The organism is Acinetobacter vivianii, from assembly GCF_014635885.1.
Taxonomy (GTDB): domain Bacteria; phylum Pseudomonadota; class Gammaproteobacteria; order Pseudomonadales; family Moraxellaceae; genus Acinetobacter; species Acinetobacter vivianii.
The window spans coordinates 18,552-43,104 of record NZ_BMDR01000013.1 but is presented as its reverse complement, the minus strand read 5'-3'; the positions used below and the strand labels follow the sequence as shown (position 1 = coordinate 43,104).

Below are 24,553 nucleotides of genomic sequence, written 5' to 3'. Positions count from 1 at the left end.
ATCCAAAGATGAGGAAATAAAATTATGGCGCAGCAAGACTGACTTGGCCTTGGACAACGTGAAACAATTGAAAGGAAATCGACAAATCATGTAAGTGTTTTAATACCGACGTATGGTCTAAGGTCGTCATAAAAACCTGACTTCCTAACTGACTCAATCGCTCAATTAAACGTTGTTGTGCAGCTAAATCTAACTCTGCTGTCAGATCATCTAATAATACCACAGTTTCCTTGTTACTCGCATGCAGCATTGCAATTTGTGACAGTTTTAATGCCATGATTAACAACTTTTTTTGCCCACGCGATAACACGTCATCTGCGTTGCCGTACGGGGTTTTCAAGCGTAAATCTGCACGATGTGGACCATACTCGGTATAACGCCGTTCCTGGTCCCTTTGATGCTGTTGAATCAGGTCTTGCAACAGACCTTGTTCGGTATGAAAACCGGCATGATATTCCAGTTCAATTTCAAGATTTGGCAAAAGTTGCTGCAAGTCTTCCTGAAAAAACTGGTTCCATTGCTCCACGATACCGACCCGTTGCGAGTGCAAAATTTCGCCATAATCGCTCAGCATTTTGTTCCACGGCTCTAAATCCGCCAGACTCAGGTTACGCCGTGTTTTTAATAAGCTATTACGCTGTTTTAATGCGCGAGAATAGTACTGCCAAGCAAAATAGAACTCAGGTTCCACGTGGAACATCAACCAGTCCAGCAATTGTCGTCTTGGTTTGGCGCCATGATCAATAATATCGGTACTTTGCGGATCAATATGCTGTAAGGGCAAAAGTTTTGCCAGTTGCCCTTGAGTGGCAATGGTATCTCCATTGACCTTGATCAGTTGCTCACCCGAAGCCAGCTTTTGCATACCAATCCGTTCACTCGCCGACTGTGCGAATACAATCGCATCATCCGCCTCGTACTGGATGTAATGTTTTGGAATATGGGTGCGAAATGAGCGACCTGTGGCCAATAAATGAATGGATTCCAGAATCGATGTCTTTCCAGAACCATTAGACCCGTAAAAAATATTAAACGGTTGCAACTCATTGAGTGCAACCGCCTTTAGATTACGTACACGTTCGATATTTAAACGCGTGATTTGCATGCTTAAAAACTCAAATCATCAATGCCAATTACACACGCATCGGCATAACAACGTAAGTCTGGTCTGGATGCGCTGGATCTTGGACAAGTACCGACTGGTTTGCTTCAGTCATGCTCATTCTCACATCATCACCATCCAACACACTCAATACATCAAGGATATATTGCGCATTGAATGACATTTCTAGTGGGGCATCCTGATATTGAATTGCAATATCTTCAACCGCTTCATCTTGCTCTGGGTTATTAGCACGGAGTTGCAACGAATCCTGATTAAAATTCAGGAACACGCCACGTAATTTTTCATTACTTAAAATCGCGACACGTTGTAAAGACTGTTTAAATACATCATGCGCAATAAAGACATGCTTATCACCACCTTTCGGGATAACACGGCGATAATCAGGGAATTTACCGTCAATCAATTTGGTGGTGAAACGAACAGTAATATCACCCTGCTCTTTATCACGGCTTGGCGTATTAATCGTGACATTCAACAATTCACGACCAATTAACAAGGTAAGTTGCTCATCTTCAATGCTCAACAAACGCTGCAATTCACCCACTGCTTTACGAGGCACAATTGCCTGAATCGGTGCAGCAGCAGTTGATGACGCCAATACTTCGCATAATGCTAAACGGTGACCGTCTGTTGTTACGGTACGTAATTGATTTTGATCAATTTCCAGCAATGTACCTGTCAAATAGAAACGTACATCCTGTACCGCCATTGCAAAGGCAGTTTTTTCAAATAAACGTTTTAATTCGCGCTGAGTCACCTGAACTTGTGTGCCCTGACTATTTTCAGTGGTGAGTAAAGGATAATCATCAGCTGGAAGCGTACCCAACACAAAGCGGCTGTTACCCGATTTCAAAATACAACGCTGATCTTCTGTAATTTGTAAGTCAATCAAGGCTGCTGTAGGAAGAGATTTACAAATTTCGACTAATTTACGTGCAGGAACGGTGGTCTCCCCTGCTTCCAGACAAGCACCTTCAGCTAACGTTGTGCTTGCAACCAGTTCAACTTCTAAATCAGAACCCGTAATAGTTAAGGCCTGTTGAGTGGTTTGAATTTTAACATTTGAAAGAATATTCAAAGTATGACGACGCTCTACAGCCCCGACTACATGTGATAAAACATTGAGTAAACTTTCTTTAGCGATTTTCAAACGCACGATTTTATTCCTCTTACAACAGAAGCCGATATGAATGTTAGCAGTGTACTATGCTGCACTTAAAAGCAGTTTGCAACCATGAAAATAGAGTCAGCCGAGATTATGCTCAGACCTAACTTTGTAATAAACGAAGTAAGTTTTTATAATCTTCATTAAAAATCGGATCTTCTTCACGCAAGCTGACCACCTTTTCGCAGGCATGCATCACGGTACTGTGATCTCGCCCACCAAAGGCCATTCCGATTTCGGGAAAACTATCTCCTGTTAATTCACGCGCCAATCCCATCGCCAATTGACGTGGTCTTGCGTAAATACGGGTACGTTTTGGCCCAATCAGTTCTTTTAACGGAATTCGGAAGTATTCACTCACCACACGCTGGATGTTTTCCACACTAATGGTACGGGCACGGATCGCCAGAACGTCTTTTAATGACTCTCTCACCACATCCAGATCAATGGCTGTACCTTTAAATCGTGAAATTGCCACAACTTTGTTCAATGCACCTTCAAGCTCACGAACGTTTGCGACCACTTGTTGCGCAATAAACAAAGCACAGTTGCGAGGTAAATCTACACCACTATTTTCGGCTTTTTTCAGCAAAATTTCGATACGGGTTTCAATGTCTGGTGGCTCAACACCAACTGATAGTCCCCAAGAGAATCGAGAAACCAGACGTGGATCTAGTTCGGTAAGTTCTTTTGGATAACGGTCTGAAGTTAAAATAATTTGCTTAGATTCATCTAGTAAAGCATTGAAAGTATAAAAGAATTCAACAAGACTTGCTTCTTTACCAGCAAGTAAATGAATATCATCGACCAAGAGTAAATCTAAAGAACGACAATTTTTCTTAAACTCTTCAACCTTACCTTTCTGTAATGAACTGACAAAGTCTTGTACAAAACTTTCCGAGGTCATGTACATCACACGTGCATTGGGTTTGGCTTGTAACAGCGCATTCCCTACCGCTTGCATTAAATGTGTTTTACCCAAGCCTGTTGGGCCATACAAAAATAAAGGATTGTGCTGAGATGCGCCTAATTGGGTTAATACCTTACGACAAGTCTCAGCAGCCATCTGGTTAGAACGGCCTTCAACAAACAAAGAAAATGTAAATAACGGATTGAGTTGTCTTTTCTTCGGTATTTTAGTGACATTTTGACTGGGTTGAACCAAATCAGATTCTTTTTTGGCTTTAACAGGCACGGCGGTCACTGTCGGTGCACTACTTAAAGCTGCAGTTGTGGTTGCTGGTTGTTCGTTAGAAGACAAAATGGTACCTGGACGAGAGTCGACCAAAATCTCAACCTGACGTACGCGGCCTTCAGACAGTTGTTCAGCAAGAATTGAAATCAATTCTAAATGGTTATCTTGAATATAACGTGTCCAATAAGGGTTCGGTGCGTATAAACGCATCACACCATCAACCTCTTCGGCAACTAAAGGACGAATCCACATCGCAAAGACGTTATCAGATAGCTCTTGTCGCAAGCGAGTTAAGCAGTCTGTCCAGAGCATGTGCATCCCCTATATATCCATTTTTAAATTCAAAAAATAAAAATCACCAGCCCCATCTTTCGAAGGGGTCGCCATTCTAACCAAGTTATCCACATCTGTCAGGCCAATTTATGGGACTTTTGCTGAAAAAGAAAGCAGTCGTTTATAAATTTAAATTCAAAACCACTTGTGTATAACTTTTTGCACAAGCTGTGGATAATTTTAACCATCAAGTTATCCACAATCTATAAAATTGATAAAAACATGGTTATCCACAAAGTAACTATTTGTTTATTTATAGAAAAACGTCACTTTCCACAGAATAAATCCACCCTAATAAGAATAAATTTAAATTTTAAAATTTGAATTTACTTATAGGGTTCGACCAAATTGTGGATAAACGAGCATATCGAAATTTAAATTCAAAATCCAAGAATTAAATTTAAATTAGAAATAGAATTGTTGATAACTGTGGTATTAAGCTGTGAATATAGCTGAATGTTGATATAATATAAAGAGATAGCTTGTGTATATTTTTTGTTTTCAATAAAAGTACTTCTCTACGCGTAGGCGTATTGCTTCAAAACAGAACAAACAAAATGTAAAGTTTTTGATTTTTCATTGACAGCGTAAACATTGCACAATAAAATCGCGGACCTTTATAGAAAGATCATTTTGGAGTTTCGAAATGAAACGTACTTTCCAACCATCTGAATTAAAGCGTAAACGCGTTCATGGTTTCCGCGCTCGTATGGCTACTAAAGCAGGTCGTCAAGTTTTAGCTCGTCGTCGTGCAAAAGGTCGTCATAGCTTAACTGTTTAATACTGTTAAGCTGACCAGACTTGGGTGATGACACTTTACAGTTTCAGTACTGAATCTCGTATTCGTTGTGCTGCTGATTATAAAAGTGTATTTGATGGTGCGCTTTTTAAAGTGCATCAGCCCCATTTCCTTTTTTTAGCAAAATTAACCGAACAGCCTAACAGCCGTTTGGGTATTGTCGTTGCTAAAAAAAAGGTACGTCGTGCTCATGAACGAAATCGAATAAAACGTCTTGCTCGGGAGAGCTTCCGTTTACATCAAGCGCAATTTAATGCTGATATCGATATTGTGGTGATGCCTAAAATAGGTATAGAAGCAATCTCAAATGAAGAATTACATCAACAATTAGATTTTGCTTGGCAAAAATTACAACGCTTAGCAAAGAAGCATTCCAAAGTCGTTGTGACATCCCTCCAAAATTAGAGATCTCCAATGGTACGTTTACTTCATTGGTTGATAAGATGTTACCAAATTGCAATTAGTCCATTATTGGGTCCTCGTTGTCGCTATATTCCCACTTGCTCGCAATATGCAATTGAAGCTTTACAAACGCATGGGGCGGTCAAAGGTGTATGGCTATCGACTAAGCGAATTTGCCGTTGTCATCCTTGGGGTGGTTCAGGCTATGATCCAGTCCCCCGCAAAGCACTTCGTTTTATTTCGTTTCATCAAATAGATTCTCAAATGCATCACGTTGCTGTACCCTTTCGTGATCGTTTATTCAAGCAAAATCTCTCTAATCATTTGGGATAATAGATATGCAACAATGGGCCAGATTTGCAATTCTTGGAGCCATGTTTGTTACCGCATATTTGCTTATTTTGGCTTGGCAAAAAGACTATGGTCATGCTGCACCAGCACCGCAACAACAAGCGGCGGTTGTCACTGCACATGATGTATCTGCAGATTTGCCAAATGCTCAAAATGCAACAGCGGCTTCAGACTTGCCACAAGCAAATGTGACTGCATCACAAACCACAGAAACACCATCTGTGAGTCAGCAACTGATTTCAGTACAAACTGATCTTTATCATCTTTGGATCAATCCTAAAGGTGGTGATATTGTTCGTATTGAATTGTTAAGCCATGATGAAAGCAAAGACAGCGATAAGCCGTTTGTCATGCTGGAAAGTGATGCGAAACGTACTTACGTCGCTCAATCTGGTTTAATTGGTTTAAATGGACCAGATAGCAGCCGTAGCGGACGCCCGATGTATGATGTTGAAAAAACAACATATACGTTGGCAGATGCGAAGAGCGTTGCAGCAAAAGATGGTAAGACACATCAAGTGTTGACTGTGCCATTGGTATTTAAAACACCTGAAGGTGTGGAAGTGATCAAGTCGTTCACCTTCACGCAAGGTGATTACCCAATTACAGTGAAACATCAGGTTGTTAACCGCAGTCAGCAAAACTGGCAAGGCCAAATGTTTGGTCAGTTAAAGCGTGATAATTCTGATGATCCAGGTAAATCTTCTCAAGGTATCTTTACCCTTGGAACTTATCTGGGTGGCGCATGGGGTACGCCAGACGCGCATTATAACAAGTTGAAATTCAGCAATTTTAATGATGAAAAATTGAATGTTGAAGCCAAAGGCGGCTGGGTTGCCATGGTTCAGCATTATTTCGTCAGTGCGTGGATTCCTGGGAATTTAAAACTTACCCAAGCTGATGGTCAACCGTATGTAGCTAAACTGGAATCGCGCCAGTCTGCTGATCACATGAATATCATGGGCTTTACCTCTCCAGTGATCAATGTACCTGCTGGTACGTCAATGGAAGTGGATGCACAACTTTATTCTGGTCCAAAAATTCAGTCTGAACTCAAAGATTTAGCTGCTGGTTTAAACCAAACTGTAGATTATGGTTGGTTATGGCCAATTGCGAAATTATTGTTCTTGGGCTTACAGTTCTTCCATAACATCATTGGGAACTGGGGTTGGTCAATTATCTTATTGACGATCTTGGTAAAATTGATTTTATGGCCACTTTCTTCAAAAAGTTATCGCTCAATGGCGAAAATGCGTGTGATTGCACCAGAAATGCAACGTATGAAAGAAGAATTTGGTGAAGACCGTATGCGTTTCTCTCAAGAAATGATGGCGTTATACAAGCGTGAACAAGTCAATCCATTGTCTGGTTGCTTGCCGTTATTGTTACAAATGCCGATTTTCTTGGCCTTGTACTGGGTATTGATGGAATCGGTTGAACTTCGTCATGCGCCATGGTTAGGCTGGATTCAAGACTTATCAGCAATGGATCCATGGTTTATCTTGCCGTTGATCATGGGTGTGACCATGTTCGTTCAGCAAATGTTGAATCCACAACCAACTGATCCTATGCAGGCAAAAGTTTTCCGTATCATGCCAATCATGTTTACGGTATTCATGTTGTTCTTCCCTGCTGGTTTGGTGCTTTACTGGATCGTCAACAACAGTATTACCATTTTGCAACAATGGTTTATTAACAAAGGTGTCGAAAAAGACCGTCTCAACAAGGTTGAATCGAGTTCTTAAGTTCGAACTTTTACTGAATAAATCCGCTTAAGATGGTAATCTTAAGCGGATTTTTCTTTGTCTGTATTTAGGGTTCCTGTTTCATAACCCTCGTGTTTTTTAGGTGAATTTAAGATGCAACATCAAACCACAATTGCTGCGATTGCTACCCCATTAGGTCGTGGTGGTGTGGGCGTGATTCGACTTTCTGGCCCTAAAGCTTATGCCATTGCTGAACAGTTGACCCAGAAAAGTCTTCCTGCTGCCCGCATGGCAGGCTTTCGTCAGTTCTATGATGCGGATGGTTCCGTGATGGATGAAGGCATTGTGCTGTGTTTTCCAAATCCTCATTCGTTTACAGGTGAGGATGTGGTGGAATTACAGGGGCATGGTGGTCCAGTCATTCAGAATGCGTTATTAGCCCGTTTACTTGATCTGGGTGCGACAGCTGCAAAGGCGGGTGAATTTTCCATGCGTGCCTTTGAAAATGGCAAGATGGATCTGGTGCAAGCCGAAGCGATCGCCGATTTGATTGATGCCACCTCACAGGCCGCAGCACGTTCAGCGGTTCGTTCATTACAGGGTGCCTTTTCAACCAAAATTAATACTGTTTTAGAAAAGCTGATTCACTTACGTTTGCATGTTGAAGCCGCCATTGATTTTCCAGAAGAAGAAATTGATTTCCTTGCCGATGGCAAGATTTTAGCTTTGCTGGATGACGTACAGAATTCGGTTAAAGCCGTACAGCAATCAGCACGCCAAGGACAGCTGTTACGTGAAGGTTTGCAGGTGGTGATCGCGGGTAAGCCTAATGCGGGCAAATCGAGCCTGTTAAACGCGCTGGCGGGCCACGAACGGGCCATTGTGACTGATATTGCGGGAACGACCCGCGATGTATTGCATGAAAAGATCAGTTTGAATGGCTTGCCGATTACCTTAACCGATACTGCTGGTTTACGTGAAACAGGCGATATCGTCGAGCAGGAAGGGATTCGTCGTGCGATTAAAGAAATTGAACAGGCCGATTTATTACTGCTGGTCTACGATTTAAACCAAGGCGATGAACCGTTACAGCTGGCGCGTGAATATTTTGCCGATCATCTTGAACCGAAACGTTTACTGCTGATTGGCAATAAATGCGATTTAACCGGTCAGGACGCGACTTTAAGTGATTATCAGGGCTTCCGTCATATCAGTGTCTCTGCCAAACAGGATATGGGTGTTCAGGCGCTCATAGATGCGATTACAGCCCATGCAGGCTTCCAGCCTGAGGAAGACACCTTTATTGCCAGAACACGCCATTTAGACGCAATGAAGCGCACTCAGCGCTATCTTGCAGAGGCACGTGAGCAACTTGTTGTGTTTAACGCAGGTGAACTGGTGGCAGAATCATTGCGTCTGGCACAAAATGCATTGGGTGAAATCACAGGTGATTTTAGTGCTGATGATCTTCTTGGGAAGATTTTTGGTTCATTCTGTATTGGGAAGTAATCAATTAAATCAAATACTCATGGCTTGAATTGTAGTGCAATTCAAGCCATTTTTTTATTCCTTCTCTTCAGCGGTTTGCTCTTCCTCAGCTTTTGGTTCTGCTACGACGTTTAATGCAGTCATCATGGCAACCGGTGCACCTTCCTGACGTGTGGCTTTGAGCTTGATCTGTAAACGTAATTCATTGACTGAATCGGCGTTACGTAAGGCTTCATCATAGCTGATGGCACCTTCGTTATAGAGATCGAATAAAGCCTGATCGAAGGTTTGCATCCCTAGCTCTCGCGATTTGCTCATAATCTCTTTGAGTGCGTGGAACTGGCCTTTTAAAATATTATCTGAAATCAATGGCGTATTGAGCAAAATTTCAATCGCTGCCCGACGACCTTTGCCATCCTGCGTTCGTATCAAACGTTGAGAAATAATGCCTTTCATATTGGATGAAAGATCCATGAGTAACTGGTTACGACGTTCTTCCGGAAAGAAGTTGATAATCCGGTCGAGTGCCTGATTGGCATTGTTGGCATGTAAGGTCCCTAGACAAAGATGTCCTGTTTCCGCAAAAGCAATCGCATGTTCCATGGTCTCTGTATCACGGATTTCCCCAATCAGAATCACATCGGGCGCCTGACGTAAGGTATTTTTCAAGGCATGCTGCCATGAATGACAATCAACACCGACTTCACGATGAGTGATCATGGATTTTTTATGTTTATGCACGTACTCAACCGGATCTTCAACGGTAATGATATGCCCCGCTGAGTTTTCATTGCGGTGATCAATCATGGCCGCCAAAGAAGTTGATTTGCCTGAGCCTGTACCACCGACAACCAGAACCAGACCACGTTTTTCCATAATCACATGTTTAAGCGATTCAGGCAGCTTTAGCTTCTGAAAGGTTGGAATTTCCGAGGTAATGGTACGAATTACCATGCCAATCTGTAGCTGTTGTTTAAATACATTGACACGAAAACGTGAAACATTGGGAACATTGATTGCAAAATTACATTCCCATTCATTTTCAAACTCTTGGCGCTGTTTTTCATTCATTAAGCTATACGCGAAGAGTTTTGTTTTATCGGCAGTGAGTTCCTGTTGCCCGAGTGGACGCATAAGTCCTTGTAATTTAATACTGGGTGGAAAATCTGCGGTGATAAATAAATCTGAACCGCCGTATTCCACTACTTTGGTCAGCATATGAAACATAAATGTTTTGGCTTCTTCGAGTAATTCTGCGCTATACATCAATCTACCTGAATCTGAATAATAAGATGGTTTGTTGCGATTTGATTTAAAAATTGCAATTAAAATAATGATCTATGTGGTTTTTTAAATATAAGCCAAGACCATTAAGCCTAAAAAACACCCCAAATGTTTGCTCAATAATTTCCACATTTCATCTCTTGCTTAGGAATTATTTCAAACATGGCTCGATTGATCTAGCAGGTTTTTAATTTAATGCTGCTATTTCAATGTGATGTGAAAAAAAATGTCAATTTCTTACTAAAAATGCAGCTCGCGAGCCGTGTAAATCTCGTTTTTCTCATATCAGGCATGTTCCACGTGAAACATCGCGCGTATCGGTTGAATTTTGGTTGTTGCTGAGTAAGCTGAGCTGTTTGCTGCTGCATTAGTCATTACAATAGCCGCTGATTTTTGTATTCGAGTGTTGGACATGTTAAAAAAAATTGGGATTTTCTCATTATTCAGTTGTGTTTCTGCCATGAGCTTTGCCAATGTAGAGACGTTAAAAAGCAATTTGAGTCAACAATATCCCAATATTCAGGTCACCAACATTCAACCGACTGCAATGAATGGTTTATACAGTGCCAGTCTGGATAATCAGATCATATATCTGGATGAAAGTGCCCAACACATGTTTATCGGGTCAATGGTTCGCTTAAAAGACCAGAAAAATTTGACCAAGGATCTTGTGATCCAGCAAAACACGGTAGACTGGAAACAATTGCCTTTCAAAGATGCCATTAAAACCGTCAAAGGCAATGGTAAGCGTCAATTGGCAGTATTCTCAGATCCAAACTGTTCTTATTGCAAGAAGTTAGAAGCAGAGATGGATAAGCTGAATGATGTAACGATTTATACCTTCATTTATCCACTAAAAGCGCAGTCGGTTGCTGTATCTAAATCAGTCTGGTGTGATGCCAATCAGGCTTATGCATGGAAAAACCTGATCCAGAAGAATGTACAGCCGCAAGCAAAAACCTGTGCGAATCCGATTGAGCGTAATTTGCAGCTTGGTCGAAAATTAGGTGTAGATGGAACCCCGACCCTGATTTTTGGAAATGGATTTAAAATGGTCGGTGCTAGAAGCGCTGAAGAAATTCAAATGATCTGGAAAGAACTCGGTCTATAAATAAAAATGCCCAATCCATTGCGATAAATGAATTGGGCGTTTTAATTGAATACGTTTTAGCTTTTTTTGGTGACCAGATTGTAGATAAATAAAATAATGATGGCACCAACCACAGAGGCAATGAAACCAGCCGCCGAATTTTCACCATATAAGCCGAGTAAGCGACCACCATAGGTTGCCAATAATGAACCCGCGATACCTAATAAGGTCGTTACGATGAAGCCTGCTTTATCTTCACCAGGATGTAAAGCACGTGCGATTAAACCAGCAAAAAAACCAACGACGATTGCCACAATTAGAGACCACATTGTCTTTCTCCTTGTTTTAAAAGTGATATTTCTTTCTATCCTGCTTGATTCGAGCAGACTTTGTCTGTAGTGGATTACTGAGTTATGTCGTATTTTTGTGCAAGCTTTGGGAGGATTTGATTAAAGTATCAATAAAAAAGCTGCTTTTCACACTCGAGCCAAGATAAAGCAAATGAATACTTTATCCGAGCGCAAGATAAACATGGATCTATGCTATTCACCTGTTTTGAGGTGTGAATAGCAAGATTTGATTAGATACCGATTTCACCAATGAAGGGTAAGTGACGATATTTTTGATCAAAGTCGAGGCCATAGCCCACTATAAAGCGGTCTTCGACTTCAAAGCCCAGAAATTTTACATCTAAAGGAATTTCACGGCGTGAAGGCTTGCTCACTAAAGTACATAATTCAATTGAGTTTGGATTACGGGTTTTAAGCATTTCAACTACTTTGCTTAGCGTATTACCTGAGTCGATAATATCTTCGACCACAAGTACATCTTTACCGTGAATTTCGCCATCAAGGTCTTTTAAAATTTTGACATCACGAGAGGAAACGGTTCCACCACCATAACTAGACACGGTCATAAAATCGAGTTCATGTGGTTTGTCGATTGCACGGCATAAATCCGCCATAAAAATGACTGAACCACGTAATAAGCCGATCAGTACCAGTTCTTTATCACTTTGAGCATAGTGTGCATTGATTTTGTCGCCAAGTTCTTTAACTTTGGCTTGAATCTCTTCACTTGAAATCATAATGCGCATTGCAATGGTCATCGGTAGATTCCTAAAAACTTAAAAACTTAAAAACGGGAAAATAAAAAAGGTGTTGACCTGCAACACCTCGAAATCTTGAGCTAATCTGGCAATTTTAAAACAAAATCACTTTTCATGCACCTTTTGATGACGAAGAAAGTGTTTCATTTTGAGCAGATGAGCTGTCACGTTTAAGTAGAACAGCACATGCAATCGCGATACATAGCCACCCAAGTCTTTGTTTGTTTAAAAATTTAGTTTTGGCTATAGGCTTTTTGTCCATAGATGTAAGTCGCCTCAATATTTCGGTCATCGCCCATGGTGAATAAAGCAAATAAGCTATCTTCAACCGATTTTGAACGTGATTGACGCAATTGTTGTAATGCGGTTGGCTGAGTATTCAAGACCACAAAATCAGCTTCTTTACCGATGTTAAAGTTACCGAGTTTCTCATCCAGATCCAGTGCTTTCGCACCACCGAGTGTCGCGTGATACAGTGATTCAAAAGCAGAAAGTTTATCGCCTTGTAACTGTTGAACCTTGTACGCTTCATTCACGGTTTGCAACAGGCTAAATGAAGTCCCTGCCCCAACGTCAGTGCCTAAACCGACTTTTACTTGCTGTTCCCATGTCTTTTTCAATGGGAATAAACCACTGCCCAAGAACAGGTTTGAAGTCGGACAGAAGGCAATGGCAGAGTTGGTTTCATGCATACATTTCCATTCTGCGTCTTCCAAATGTACGCAATGCGCAAATACAGAACGTTGACCAGTTAAGCCATAATGATGATAAACATCCAAATAACCGTCCTGCTCAGGGTATAGATCTTTTACCCATGCGATTTCATCTTTGTTTTCACTTAAATGCGTATGCACATAAACATCTGGATATTGCGCTTTGAGTTGTCCAGCTTTTTCCAGTTGTTCTGGTGTAGATGTTGGCGCAAAACGTGGGGTAATCGCGTATAAAGCACGTCCCTGCCCATGCCATTTCTCAATCAAGGCTTTAGAATCATCATAGGCGCTTTCTGCGGTATCACACAGCGCTTCTGGCGCATGACGATCCATCATCACCTTACCTGCGATTAAACGCATCTGGTGCTGTGCTGCGGCTTCAAATAAAGCATCTACTGATTCAGGATGTACCGTACAGAACACCAATGCAGTGGTGGTACCGTTTTTAAGCAATTCATTGACAAAAAACTTGGCTATGTCTTGGGCATAAGCTTTGTCTTTAAACTGAATTTCAGTCGGGAACGTATAGGTGTTAAGCCAGCTTAATAATTGTTCGCCGTAAGCACCGACCATTTCCGTTTGTGGGAAATGGATATGTGTATCGATCATGCCCGGGATGATCAATTGTTCTGGATAATGCTGAATTTCAACGTTTGCAGGAAGATGGGCTTGAGCGTCGTTCCACGTGCCAAACCAGCGAATTTTACCTTGTTCAGTGATCATTACGCCGTCTTCGATATAACGGACTTGATCGGCAATTTCAGTGGCTTGAGAAACGGTCTTTTGAATATCTAAGAAGTGACCACGAATCACCGTGGTTGGGGTAGCCAAAGTCATAACAACCTACAATTTTACTTTTTTCGGTTGATTGTACCTGATTTTGCCAAATTTACTGGATTATTCGGCTAATTAACGTGCTTAAAAGGTATATAAATGTGACTTATTCACCGAACGTTCTCATTTTTGCGGGTGGGGTCATGGCATAGGTGAAGTGTAAAAATAAGAGATTGGAACCGTGATTAAACAGGACCATGAATGACTCCCCCTTGCTGCACGATTGATTTATTTTCCTAATAAAAAAAGGCCTGCAATGCAGGCCCTTTTTATGTTCAAGCTATTATTGAGCTTGACGCTTATTGTGACGTAACGATAGATAAGCGGTGATGCTTAATACCAGAACAATAAAGCCTAACGAGATCCAGATTGGCATGTGGAACACATCGAGCAATAACATTTTTGCACCAATGAACAATAAGATGATGCCCAAGCCATACGGTAAGTAATGCATTTTCGATGCAGCACCTGCCAATAAGAAGAACATCGCACGTAAACCCAAAATTGCCATTAAGTTTGCGGTTAAAACAATGAACGGGTCACTGGTCACGGCGAAAATTGCAGGAATGGAATCCACCGCGAAGATCACGTCAGATGCTTCAACCAAAATCAAAACTAAAAATAAAGGCGTTGCCCATAACACACCATTCTGGCGAACGAAGAAATTGTTGCCTTCAAGCTGTGGCGTGATACGCATATGTTTGCGTAACCATTTCAGTAACTTGATATCTTCAATATTGGTGTCTTCTTCATCCTGACCTTTCAGGAATTTAAAGCCTGTGTAGACTAGGAAGGCACCGAAGATATACAGCACCCAGGAGAACTCTTGCACAAACCACGCACCAATAAAGATAAAAATGGTTCTAAGCACGATTGCGCCGAGTACGCCGTAAAGCAGGATTTTACGTTGATATGCAGGTGGAATCGCAAAAGCTGCGAAAATCATCAGCCAGACAAAGACGTTATCAATTGCCAGCGATTTTTCCAGTAGATAACCTGCGAAGTATTCCATGGTTTTCTGGTTTGCAATGGTTGCACCCACGGTTTGCTGTAGATAAAACCATAATCCGCCACCAAAAATCACTGCAACACTGACCCAGGCAATACTCCAGTAGGCTGCCTGTCTGATTGGCACGTCCTGATTTTGTTTTTGTTTAAAGCCTAAAAAGTCGACCAGTAGCATCACGGTAACGAGACCGAAGAATGCGACATAGAGCCATAAATTACCGATAGTTTCCATCACAACTCCCTATCTGGCAAATGGACATAAAAAAACCTCGACCAGTTGCCAGATGAATTAATACATCTGTTTCAACATGATCAAGGTCTTGCCTACACCACGATGGATTGTGATGCTCAGAGTCCGACTTTTTGCAAAGTGTAATGACGAAGCTCTGACACCTAAGGCATTCAGCGCTTAGGTTTGGAGGAGGCTACTCCCCTTGTCAACATATTCTGTATGGATATTCATATCCAAATATGCGCATAGAATTACATACTTTTAAATAATGTGCAAATATTCATCAGCAACGATGATCTAAAAAATTTTCAGGATTTCCGTCCGTAAAAATTGATGGCGTGGGTTATGTTTCACATTTTCATGCCAATACATGCCCATATTGATTTGAGGCAGCTCGATTGGCAAAGGATGGATATGTAAGACTTTGGAATAATGCAAATGTTTGAGGATGCTTTGCGGAATGGTGAGAATGGCGTTGGGATAATGATTCAATATCTGTAACGCTGTTGCATAGTGCTGGCAGCGTAGGAAAATCTGGCGAGATAATTGCTGCCGATTAAGATAAATATCCTCGAGCAGAATCCCAGTACGCCGTGAAGACACCCCAATATGCGGTGAAGACAAATACAACGATAAATCCATATTCGCCTGCTGGGTGCACACCACAAAATGGTCTTCAATCAGATTTTCAAACTGTAAGCTGGCCTGATACGGTTGCACCAGATCAATGACAAAATCAATCTGTTGGGCAGAAAGATCCGCCAGCATGTTTTTACGATCCAATTTGGAGCTCAGGAACTGGATGTCCAGATTCAGTTGCGCAAAATGATGCACCAACTGCGGAAAAATAATCGGCTCAATTTCGTCATGAATGGCGATCTTTAAGCTCTGCAACATGTCAGGCACAAAGTCCTGTTGCGGCACGGCAATACTTTGAATGGTTAATAATGCGGTTTGAATCGGCTGGTAAATTTGCTCGGCATACGGTGTAGGCAGCATTTTTTGGCCGCTGCGCACGAATAACTCATCACCAAGCTGACTACGCAAGCGTTGTAAGGCATGACTCACTGCAGACTGGCTGATACAGAGCAATTGTGCCGCTTTAGAAATGCTCTTCTGTTCAAAAATCGCAATAAAAAGCGGATATAAATTAATATCAATACGATGAAAATGTCCCACTTCCAGCGGGTTAGTATTATGAATCTGATTCATAGTTTTGAATAAAATAAAATCATTTCATTCATAATAAATTTTCGCTTATGGTGATGTAAAGCAGCGAATCAGCTTTCGCCAAATTTTATATTGAGGGAGAAAAGGATGTTTGCATTATCAGCGCGTGCGCAGGATTTTATTGCACGAACGCAAGCGTTTATCCAACAAGAAATTGAACCCGTTGAAAAAGCATTCTGGGATGAGGTACATCGCCTCAATGTCGATGGTGACTGGACCAAATGGCAATGGCCTGAACAATTACAACAATTGAAAGATAAGGCAAAAGCAGCGGGCTTATGGAACATGTTCTTACCTGATGCTGAGTTAGGTGCGGGTTTATCGGTTCAGGAATATGCACACATTGCTGAACTGACTGGACGTAGCCTGCTTGCTCCAACGGTATTTAACTGTAATGCGCCCGATAGCGGCAATATGGAAGTGTTGTGGCGCTATGGTAGCGATGCGCAAAAACAGCAATGGCTACAACCTCTACTCAAGGGTGAGATTCGTTCAGTTTTCTGTATGACTGAGCCTGCGGTAGCATCCAGCGATGCAACCAATATGCAGGCGACTGCGGTGGTAGAGGGTGATGAAATTGTCTTGAATGGACGTAAATGGTGGTCATCAGGTTTAGGTGATCCAAATGCCAAAATCATTATTTTTATGGCCTATACGCCTGACCCAAGCAAAGACCGTCATCACCAGCATTCTATGGTGCTGGTACCGGTCAATACCGCAGGTGTAACCATTGAACGTATGCTGCCGGTGTTTGGCGATTACGATGCACCACATGGGCATGGACAGGTCAGTTTTGACAATGTTCGCGTGCCTGTCAGCAACTTCATTGGTGGTGCAGGACAAGGTTTTGAAATTGCTCAAGGCCGCTTGGGCCCTGGGCGTATTCATCATTGTATGCGCTGTGTTGGCGCGGCAGAGAAAGCGTTGGAACTGATGATTGACCGTGGCATGTCGCGCAAGGCATTTGGCAAAGAACTGCTCAAGCTAGGCGGGAATCTGGAACGCGTTGCCGATGCGCGTGTGCAGATCGATCAGGCGCGTTTATTGACCTTATACGCTGCCTATAAGATGGATACGCAAGGCAATATGGCGGCGTTAACTGAAATTTCAGCCATTAAAGTGGTTGCGCCAACCGTCTTGCAAAATGTGGTGGATATGGCGATTCAGATCCACGGCGGCGAAGGGGTTTCCCGTGATACACCGTTAACGGCTTTCTTTACTCAGGCGCGAAGTTTACGTTTGGCCGATGGACCTGATGAGGTTCATAAAGGCATGATTGCTAAATTAGAACTCAAAAAACGTGGCTATGGTCGTGGATAAGGATAAAAGCAAATGGCAGTAATTGATATTGGTGGTCAGGTTCGTCACGGTGAGGAACTGGACATTGCAGCGGTTGAAACATGGTTAAAAAATCAGGGTGTGAATTTGCAAGGACAGGCAAAAGTCACCCAATATTCAGGTGGCGCATCCAACTGGACTTACCGTTTAGCGTATGACAATGCTGATCTGATCCTACGCCGTCCACCGAAAGGCACCAAAGCCAAATCAGCGCACGATATGGCACGTGAATACAATGTGCAGAAGTATTTGGCACCTTTCTACCCTGTAATGCCTGAAATGATTGCGCTGTGCCAAGATGACAGTGTGATTGGTTGTGATTTCTATGTGATGAAGCGGATTGAGGGCATTATTCCACGTGCGAATCTACCCAAGGAATTACAGCTGGATGAGCAGCAAGTACAGCAACTTTGCCTGAATGTCTTAGATAAATTGATTGAGCTGCATCAAGTGCCTTATCAAGGTACAGAGCTGGAAAAACTGGGTAAAGGTGAAGGCTATTGCCGCCGTCAGGTCGAAGGTTGGGATGCACGTTATAGCAAGGCTTTGACACCGAATGTACCTGATTTCGCGTTTGTGCGTGAATGGTTGCAACAACATATTCCTGCGGATTCAAAAACCTGTGTGATTCATAATGACTGGCGTTTTGATAATGTCATTTTAGATCCACAACAACCCACTCAAGTGATTGGGGTACTGGACTGGGAAATGGCGACCTTGGGCGACCCATTAATGGATTTGGGCAGTGCCCTCGCCTACTGGATTCAGGAAGATGACGATGCATTGATGAAATCCAGCCGCCGTCAACCAACCAATCTGAAAGGCATGCTGACACGTCAGCAAGTGGTGGATTATTATCTGGAAAAAACAGGTTTAAAGCCTGATAACTGGGCATTTTATGAAGTATTTGGCCTGTTCCGCCTAGCCGTGATTGCACAGCAAATCTATTACCGTTATTACCATCAGCAAACCGATAATCCAGCCTTTAAAGACTTTTGGATATTGATTCATGCCCTGCATATTCGTGCCTTAAAATTGATTGCACAAGGAGATACACAAGCCCAGCAATTAATTCCTGAATATGGCGCAAAACTGAAGGAAATTTTAAAAGGATGAGCACAATTTATCTGGTGCGACATGGGCAGGCCTCCTTTGGGGCAGCCAGTTATGACCTGCTCTCTGCAAAAGGAGAGCAACAGGCACAAGCGGCGGGTGAGTTTCTTAATAAAACTTTGAAATCTTCACCCTTGGTGGTGGCGGGTTCAATGCAGCGTCATCAACAAACGGCGCAACTCGCTTTAGCGCAAGGTTTTGCAGATGTATCGATTCAAACTGAATCCAGCTGGAATGAGTTTGATCATCAACATGTGTTTTCTCAATATGAACCACGCTTTAATCAGCCTGAATTACTCAAGCAGGATGTCGCACAAGTTGCAAACCCGCGTGCCTATCTGGCAAAAATCTTTGATGGAGCGATTGAGCGCTGGATTGGAGAGCAATATGACCATGAATATCATGAAACATGGTTAGGTTTCCAAAGCCGTGTAGAAAGCGCATTGCACGGCCTGTGTCAGCAGCTTGATGCGACACAACAGCGTCAGGCGGTTGTATTCAGCTCAGGTGGTGTCATTTCGGTGGCGGTCGGCAAGGTACTGGGTTTAGATGCGAAACAGATCTTTGCGCTGAACTGGTCGATTGCCAATGCCAGTATTAGTACGCTGCGTTGGGTAGATGGGCGTTTGCAATTACTGAGTTTTAATGAACATCATTATTTAAAAGCACATGATGCAGAACTTCTCACATGGATTTAAACAAGAATAGGTGGCGGAAATGGCAAGAACAATTTTAATTACAGGTGCAAGTTCGGGTTTAGGCGCAGGTATGGCGCGTGAATTTGCAGCCAAAGGCTACAATCTGGCGCTTTGTGCACGACGTTTAGAGCGTCTGGAAGCGTTACAACAGGAGTTGCAAAGCCAGTTTTCAGTTCAGGTCAAAATCAAGACCCTTGATGTGACCCATTACGATGACGTGTTTACCGTATTTAAAGCTTTTCAGCAAGAATTCGGCAGCATTGACCGAATTATTGTCAATGCAGGTGTCGGTGATGGCCGCCGTATTGGTAAAGGGCATTTTGAGGTGAATCGGGCTACGGCGGAAACCAATTTTATTTCTGCCTTGGCGCAATGTGAAGCAGCAGTTGAAATTTTTAGAGCACAAAACAAAGGGCATTTGGTGGTGATTTCATCGATGAGTGCGATGCGTGGTTTACCGAAGCATTTGTCGACTTATGCAGCCAGTAAAGCGGCGGTGGCGCATCTAGCTGAAGGCATCCGTGCGGAATTGCTGGGTACACCAATTAAAGTTTCAACGATTTTCCCTGGTTATATTCGTACTGAATTGAATGAGGGTGCAAAGAAACTGCCGTTTGAAGTGGATGAGAAAACAGGAAGTAAGGCCTTGGTGAAGGCAATTGAGAAAGAGCCTGTGAAGGCGTATGTGCCGCAGTGGCCGTGGTTGCCAATGGGCATTGCAATGAAGATTTTGCCGTTAAAATGGGTGAATAAACTGAGTTGATTGCCATTAAAATAAATCGGAGATATCTCTATTTCGCAAGTTTTCACAGCCTTATATAGGCTGAATAGTCGAGTTGTTTGGGTATAGGCGTTTCCTTACTTTTCAAAGATGAAAAGTAACAAAAATCTTTTGTTGGACTGATGGTATATCCCTATACCACAGTCCAACGGGCGGCATCCATGCCGCCGTCACAATAGTAAATATCAGCAAGAAATTAATTTAATCTGAGTTCGACAAGAAAGATGATACGCGTAAACGTCATCCACAACCTGAGCTAACTAAAGCGTTTAAAGCTTTGAGTTAGCGTAAGACAAACAAAGTGCGTAGTTTGTTGCTCAAGCATAGCTTTCACCTTACGGTACGGCAAAGATTATTAATCTTTGCTATTCGTCCCTCAGGTTTTGCCTACTTTTCCCGAAAGAAAAGTAGGGCGAGCCGCAGGCTGATCCAGAAATTAGATAAGAACTTGCAAGACTCCGTTAAGACAATAGTTTTTCAGAAAGTTTTGACTTTAATTACGACAAAGCCGTAATCAACTTTTGGTGTAAACCACCAAAACCACCATTCGACATGATCACCACAGCATCCCCCTCACCTGCTTCATTCACCACACGGGCAATGATGTCATCTAAAGAGCGGCTGACTTCTGCCTTGTTTGATGACGCTGCAATGATAGGTTGTAAATCCCAATCCAGACCTTCAGGTTGATACCAGATCACTTCATCCGCTAAACGGGCTGAATGTGCCAAACCATCTTTATGGCTGCCCATACGCATGGTATTTGAGCGGGGTTCAATGATCGCCCAAAGTTTACGTTCACCTAAGCGTTTACGAGCACCGTCCAGTGTGGTTTCAATGGCAGTTGGATGATGGGCAAAGTCATCATAAACTTCGATGCCACGAACCGTACCTAACAGCTCCATACGGCGTTTTACCCCACCGAAGTTGGAGAGTGCTTCACACGCCTGTTCAAGGCTAACACCCACGTGCTGTGCAGCAGCAATGGTCGCTAAGGCATTGGCAACGCTGTGCTGCCCTGTCATGTTCCATTTCACTTCACCGACCACGTTGCCCTGTTCAAGCACTTTAAAGTGGCTACCATCCGCACTGATCAATTCGGCAGATAACGCGGCTTGCGCATTTGGCTCTAGGCTGGTACGAATCACTGGTGTCCAGCAGCCCTGCTCCAACACTTCATCAATATTGGTTTCAGTAATTGGCGCAATAATACGACCTTCACTTGGAATGGTACGGACTAAATGATGGAACTGCTTTTGAATCGCAGCAAGATCATCGAAAATGTCAGCGTGGTCAAATTCAAGATTGTTTAAAATCGCGGTTTTAGGATGATAATGAACGAATTTAGAACGTTTATCGAAGAATGCCGAATCATATTCATCAGCTTCGACACAGAAATATTGACCACCACCTAAACGTGCGCTTTCGCTAAAACCAAGTGGTACGCCACCGATCAAGAAACCTGGATTTAAACCCGCCTGATCCAGCACCCAAGCCAACATGGTTGTGGTGGTGGTTTTACCATGTGTACCTGCGACACCCAGTACATGTTTGCCTTGGAGTACATGGTCTGCCAGAAATTGTGGGCCAGAAATATAAGGGAGACCTTCATTCAGCATGTATTCAATCGCATCAATGCCACGTTTCATGGCATTGCCGACGATCACAAGATCAGGATGTGGCTGTAAATGGCTACGGTCGTAGCCCTGCATAAGCTCAATACCCGCATTTTCGAGTTGAGTTGACATAGGTGGATAAACATTGGCATCTGAACCTGTGACTTTATGTCCTAAATCTCGTGCTAATAGAGCCAAAGACCCCATAAATGTGCCACAAATACCCAAAATATGCAGATGCATAACGCGCCTTCTCCACTGCTTTTCATACAGCACTGATATCGTATGTATGATTGTCGTTATCAATAAAAATCAAACGCAACGATATCAAGGCTTGCATGGAAAAGATAGTCAAAATTCGTTGTTGTTGTTTAGTTCTAATTGCACAGATGAATGCTAAAATTTCAGGGTTTTTGCAAGCATATCTTCTCTGCTATTCACCCTTGATCTGGATACAAGCACATTATGTTGAGCCCTACTCTTTTAGCGTTATGTTTGTTGATTATTTCCAACTGTTTTATGACACTGGCATGGTATGGGCATCTGAAAATCCTGCATGATGCACCGATCTGGCAAGCGATCCTGTTTAGCTGGTGTATTGCCCTGCTGGAATATAGTTTTATGATTCCTGCTACCAAGTTGCTCAACCAGCATGGCTGGAGTCTGGGTGAAATGAAAATTACTCAGGAAGTTGTGACATTAATGGTGTTTGTGCCCTTTATGATTTTTGTGTTTAAACAGCCTTTTAAGCTGGACTACATCTGGGCAATGCTCTGTTTAATGGGCTGTGTCTATTTTGTATTTCGAAATCAAAGCTAATTTTTCGTGAATTAGTTCACGCGTTCTTTTGTTGGGGATGCTTGAAAAAACCGCTATAATATTTGCCAATTTATTCCTTCGTGCTTGGCGTAAGTCGAGATACTTCTCTATTTTTATCATGTTTTGGAAAAGCCAATGAATGCGGTCGCAACAGATAGCCAACCTTTAGTCGGAATTATCATGGGTTCTCAATCAGATTGGGCAACCCTTGAACATACCGCTAACATGCTCAAACAATTGGGTGTTCCTTTTGAAGCTGAAGTGGTTTCTGCGCATCGTACCCCAGATCGTCTGTTTGAATATGCTGAAACGGCACGTGATCGTGGTATTCAGGTGATTATTGCGGGTGCTGGTGGTGCTGCGCATTTACCGGGGATGTGTGCGGCTAAAACTGATTTACCAGTATTGGGTGTACCGGTTAAATCATCGATTTTAAATGGTGTAGATTCATTGCTTTCAATCGTACAAATGCCAGCAGGTATTGCGGTCGGTACTTTGGCGATTGGTCAGGCTGGCGCAACCAATGCAGCGATTATGGCAGCACAGATTTTAGGTTTGACTCGTCCAGACATCGCTAAAAATGTGGCTGACTTCCGTACTGCACAAACAGAAAAAGTATCGAGCAATAACATTCCTGGTCATGAATGAGGATAAGCAAAGCAACGCTTTGCCCGAATGCAAGACAAGGACTTTGTCCGAGTAAGAGGATAAGCAAACTTAAAGCATTGCTTTAAGGCTTTGCCCTGAGGAGCATAAGCTCCGTAAGAAGACGAGTAAGAATGTTGTTTTAAGGCTTTGCCCGAGCAAAAGAGTTATAGATATGAATAAAACCATTGGCATTTTTGGTGGTGGACAGCTTGGCCGTATGATGGCGCAAGCGGCATTGCCACTTAATATTCAATGCACCTTCTTTGAAGCGGAAACGGATTGCCCTGCTGCGATTCTGGGCCCTGTTTTCTCGAGTCAGTCTGCACAGGGGTTACAGGATTTCATTGCCAGCGCAGATGTATTTAGTCTTGAATTCGAAAATACGCCTGTTGCGGATGTGGATGTTTTAACTCAAAGCAAAACCCTGCACCCTCCTCGCCTTGCATTAGCAACTGCACAAAACCGCTTGGCTGAGAAAAGTTTGTTTGATGAGTTAAACATTCCTGTTGCGCCGTATCGTGCTGTGGATAGTTTAGAGAGCTTAAAACAGGCGGTTGCTGACCTTGGTTTACCGATTGTCTTAAAAACCGTGACAGGTGGATATGATGGCAAAGGTCAGTTCGTATTACGCACTGAAGATCAAATTGACACGGCTTGGGCTGAACTTGGCCCTGCAAAAAGCCTGATCGCTGAAAGCTTTGTTAAATTTAGCCGTGAAGTCTCAATTATTGCGGTACGTGGACAAAACGGTGATGTGAAAACTTGGGCACTGGCAGAAAATCATCATCATAACGGCATCTTGTCACATTCAATTGTGCCGGCACCGAATAGTGTTGATTTACAGCCTGTTGCACAAGACTATATTACTCGTTTGTTGAACCACTTAAATTATGTGGGTGTGCTCACGCTTGAACTGTTTGTGACTGAACAAGGCCTCTATGCCAATGAAATGGCATGTCGTGTGCATAATTCAGGTCACTGGTCGATTGAAGGTGCGATTTGCTCGCAATTTGAGAATCATATCCGTGCTGTTGCTGGTTTACCTTTGGGCTCAACAGACGTTATTCGTCCAACGGTGATGATCAATATTATTGGCCAACATCCAAAATCTGAAGATGTTTTGGCGCTGAACGGTGCGCATTTACATCTCTATAATAAGTCTGAGCGTACAGGTCGTAAGCTGGGACATATTACCTTGATGCCGAATAATTCGGATGATTTAACCGGTTTATGCCGTCAATTGGCTCAAATTTTACCTGTACCACTGGCATTAAGCGCAGATATGAAGCTCTGAACTTATCCACAATAGCTAAAAAAAGCGATCTTCGGATCGCTTTTTTCATTCTATGCCATTTTTAAATTTAAAAAATAAACATGAGGGTGCTGTGGATAAATTGTTTTCGGTATTTTGAATTTAAAATTGCGTCGTTTATTTGAATTTAAATAAAAGTGGATAAGTTGTTTTACGGTTTAAAT

23 protein-coding genes are annotated in these 24,553 nt (G+C 42.6%); 13 read left to right on the top strand and 10 right to left on the bottom strand.

Annotated elements, in window-relative coordinates; all coding sequences use genetic code 11:
- Positions 1 to 22: 22 nt before the first annotated feature.
- The 3 genes from recF to dnaA all read right to left on the bottom strand — a co-directional run bounded on the left by recF (position 23) and on the right by dnaA (position 3,798).
- The gene (gene recF, locus IEV36_RS17905; RefSeq protein ID WP_005260342.1) at positions 23 to 1,105 is read right to left on the bottom strand and encodes a DNA replication/repair protein RecF; all 1,083 of its coding nucleotides are present in this window, start codon (positions 1,103 to 1,105) and stop codon (positions 23 to 25) included.
- Between the two features lie 28 nt (positions 1,106 to 1,133).
- The gene (dnaN, locus tag IEV36_RS17900) at positions 1,134 to 2,282 is read right to left on the bottom strand and encodes a DNA polymerase III subunit beta (protein WP_005228168.1); all 1,149 of its coding nucleotides are present in this window, start codon (positions 2,280 to 2,282) and stop codon (positions 1,134 to 1,136) included.
- A gap of 112 nt (positions 2,283 to 2,394) precedes the next feature.
- Complete coding sequence (gene dnaA / locus IEV36_RS17895; RefSeq protein WP_004776496.1) at positions 2,395 to 3,798, bottom strand: chromosomal replication initiator protein DnaA; 1,404 nt, start codon at positions 3,796 to 3,798, stop codon at positions 2,395 to 2,397.
- Between the two features lie 667 nt (positions 3,799 to 4,465).
- Between dnaA and rpmH the strand changes: the two genes are divergently transcribed.
- The 5 genes from rpmH to mnmE all read left to right on the top strand — a co-directional run bounded on the left by rpmH (position 4,466) and on the right by mnmE (position 8,586).
- Positions 4,466 to 4,600, top strand: a complete 135-nt coding sequence (gene rpmH, locus IEV36_RS17890; protein WP_000831329.1) for a 50S ribosomal protein L34 — start codon at positions 4,466 to 4,468, stop codon at positions 4,598 to 4,600.
- A gap of 27 nt (positions 4,601 to 4,627) precedes the next feature.
- Positions 4,628 to 5,023, top strand: a complete 396-nt coding sequence (gene rnpA / locus IEV36_RS17885) for a ribonuclease P protein component (RefSeq protein ID WP_005260345.1) — start codon at positions 4,628 to 4,630, stop codon at positions 5,021 to 5,023.
- 9 nt (positions 5,024 to 5,032) lie between these two features.
- Positions 5,033 to 5,353, top strand: coding sequence for a membrane protein insertion efficiency factor YidD (gene yidD, locus IEV36_RS17880; protein WP_004660550.1), 321 nt, complete (start codon positions 5,033 to 5,035; stop codon positions 5,351 to 5,353).
- 5 nt (positions 5,354 to 5,358) lie between these two features.
- A complete protein-coding gene (yidC, locus tag IEV36_RS17875; protein ID WP_005260347.1) occupies positions 5,359 to 7,116 on the top strand; it encodes a membrane protein insertase YidC in 1,758 nt (585 codons plus the stop codon).
- Between the two features lie 114 nt (positions 7,117 to 7,230).
- On the top strand, positions 7,231 to 8,586 hold the full coding sequence (gene mnmE, locus IEV36_RS17870; protein ID WP_005260349.1) for a tRNA uridine-5-carboxymethylaminomethyl(34) synthesis GTPase MnmE: 1,356 nt from the start codon (positions 7,231 to 7,233) through the stop codon (positions 8,584 to 8,586).
- A gap of 54 nt (positions 8,587 to 8,640) precedes the next feature.
- On the opposite strand, the gene IEV36_RS17865 is transcribed toward mnmE, so the two are convergent.
- Positions 8,641 to 9,831: a PilT/PilU family type 4a pilus ATPase gene (locus tag IEV36_RS17865; RefSeq protein WP_005260351.1), complete on the bottom strand. Its 1,191-nt coding sequence runs from the start codon at positions 9,829 to 9,831 to the stop codon at positions 8,641 to 8,643.
- 430 nt (positions 9,832 to 10,261) lie between these two features.
- On the opposite strand from IEV36_RS17865, the gene IEV36_RS17860 reads away from it, so the two are divergent.
- Positions 10,262 to 10,960, top strand: coding sequence for a DsbC family protein (locus IEV36_RS17860; RefSeq protein WP_005260353.1), 699 nt, complete (start codon positions 10,262 to 10,264; stop codon positions 10,958 to 10,960).
- Between the two features lie 56 nt (positions 10,961 to 11,016).
- Here IEV36_RS17860 and IEV36_RS17855 read toward each other — a convergent pair whose 3' ends face one another.
- The 5 genes from IEV36_RS17855 to IEV36_RS17835 all read right to left on the bottom strand — a co-directional run bounded on the left by IEV36_RS17855 (position 11,017) and on the right by IEV36_RS17835 (position 16,046).
- Positions 11,017 to 11,268, bottom strand: coding sequence for a GlsB/YeaQ/YmgE family stress response membrane protein (locus IEV36_RS17855; RefSeq protein WP_004776487.1), 252 nt, complete (start codon positions 11,266 to 11,268; stop codon positions 11,017 to 11,019).
- A gap of 251 nt (positions 11,269 to 11,519) precedes the next feature.
- The gene (gene hpt, locus IEV36_RS17850; protein ID WP_004776485.1) at positions 11,520 to 12,047 is read right to left on the bottom strand and encodes a hypoxanthine phosphoribosyltransferase; all 528 of its coding nucleotides are present in this window, start codon (positions 12,045 to 12,047) and stop codon (positions 11,520 to 11,522) included.
- A gap of 233 nt (positions 12,048 to 12,280) precedes the next feature.
- Positions 12,281 to 13,597 carry a guanine deaminase gene (gene guaD, locus IEV36_RS17845; RefSeq protein ID WP_005260355.1) on the bottom strand — a complete coding sequence of 439 codons (1,317 nt, stop codon included), beginning with the start codon at positions 13,595 to 13,597 and terminating at the stop codon, positions 12,281 to 12,283.
- A 280-nt stretch (positions 13,598 to 13,877) separates the two neighbouring features.
- Positions 13,878 to 14,834 (bottom strand): TerC family protein, encoded by a 957-nt coding sequence (locus IEV36_RS17840; RefSeq protein WP_004776481.1) that lies wholly within the window; start codon positions 14,832 to 14,834, stop codon positions 13,878 to 13,880.
- Between the two features lie 297 nt (positions 14,835 to 15,131).
- On the bottom strand, positions 15,132 to 16,046 hold the full coding sequence (locus tag IEV36_RS17835; protein ID WP_005260357.1) for a LysR family transcriptional regulator: 915 nt from the start codon (positions 16,044 to 16,046) through the stop codon (positions 15,132 to 15,134).
- Positions 16,047 to 16,151: 105 nt separating this feature from the next.
- Between IEV36_RS17835 and IEV36_RS17830 the strand changes: the two genes are divergently transcribed.
- The 4 genes from IEV36_RS17830 to IEV36_RS17815 are packed head-to-tail and all read left to right on the top strand — an operon-like array spanning position 16,152 to position 19,976.
- Positions 16,152 to 17,384: an acyl-CoA dehydrogenase family protein gene (locus IEV36_RS17830; protein ID WP_005260359.1), complete on the top strand. Its 1,233-nt coding sequence runs from the start codon at positions 16,152 to 16,154 to the stop codon at positions 17,382 to 17,384.
- Positions 17,385 to 17,396: 12 nt separating this feature from the next.
- On the top strand, positions 17,397 to 18,518 hold the full coding sequence (locus IEV36_RS17825) for a phosphotransferase family protein (protein WP_005260361.1): 1,122 nt from the start codon (positions 17,397 to 17,399) through the stop codon (positions 18,516 to 18,518).
- Positions 18,515 to 19,213, top strand: coding sequence for a histidine phosphatase family protein (locus IEV36_RS17820; protein ID WP_005260363.1), 699 nt, complete (start codon positions 18,515 to 18,517; stop codon positions 19,211 to 19,213). Before IEV36_RS17825 ends, IEV36_RS17820 begins: the two co-directional genes overlap by 4 nt.
- A gap of 19 nt (positions 19,214 to 19,232) precedes the next feature.
- On the top strand, positions 19,233 to 19,976 hold the full coding sequence (locus IEV36_RS17815) for an SDR family oxidoreductase (protein ID WP_005260365.1): 744 nt from the start codon (positions 19,233 to 19,235) through the stop codon (positions 19,974 to 19,976).
- A 515-nt stretch (positions 19,977 to 20,491) separates the two neighbouring features.
- Here IEV36_RS17815 and mpl read toward each other — a convergent pair.
- Positions 20,492 to 21,853 carry a UDP-N-acetylmuramate:L-alanyl-gamma-D-glutamyl-meso-diaminopimelate ligase gene (mpl, locus tag IEV36_RS17810; protein WP_005260367.1) on the bottom strand — a complete coding sequence of 454 codons (1,362 nt, stop codon included), beginning with the start codon at positions 21,851 to 21,853 and terminating at the stop codon, positions 20,492 to 20,494.
- A 222-nt stretch (positions 21,854 to 22,075) separates the two neighbouring features.
- On the opposite strand from mpl, the gene IEV36_RS17805 reads away from it, so the two are divergent.
- The 3 genes from IEV36_RS17805 (at position 22,076) to IEV36_RS17795 (ending at position 24,371) form a co-directional block, all read left to right on the top strand.
- The gene (locus tag IEV36_RS17805; RefSeq protein WP_005186310.1) at positions 22,076 to 22,429 is read left to right on the top strand and encodes a DMT family protein; all 354 of its coding nucleotides are present in this window, start codon (positions 22,076 to 22,078) and stop codon (positions 22,427 to 22,429) included.
- Positions 22,430 to 22,564: 135 nt separating this feature from the next.
- On the top strand, positions 22,565 to 23,077 hold the full coding sequence (gene purE, locus IEV36_RS17800) for a 5-(carboxyamino)imidazole ribonucleotide mutase (protein WP_005260369.1): 513 nt from the start codon (positions 22,565 to 22,567) through the stop codon (positions 23,075 to 23,077).
- Between the two features lie 166 nt (positions 23,078 to 23,243).
- A complete protein-coding gene (locus tag IEV36_RS17795; protein WP_264822267.1) occupies positions 23,244 to 24,371 on the top strand; it encodes a 5-(carboxyamino)imidazole ribonucleotide synthase in 1,128 nt (375 codons plus the stop codon).
- Positions 24,372 to 24,553: the final 182 nt, after the last annotated feature.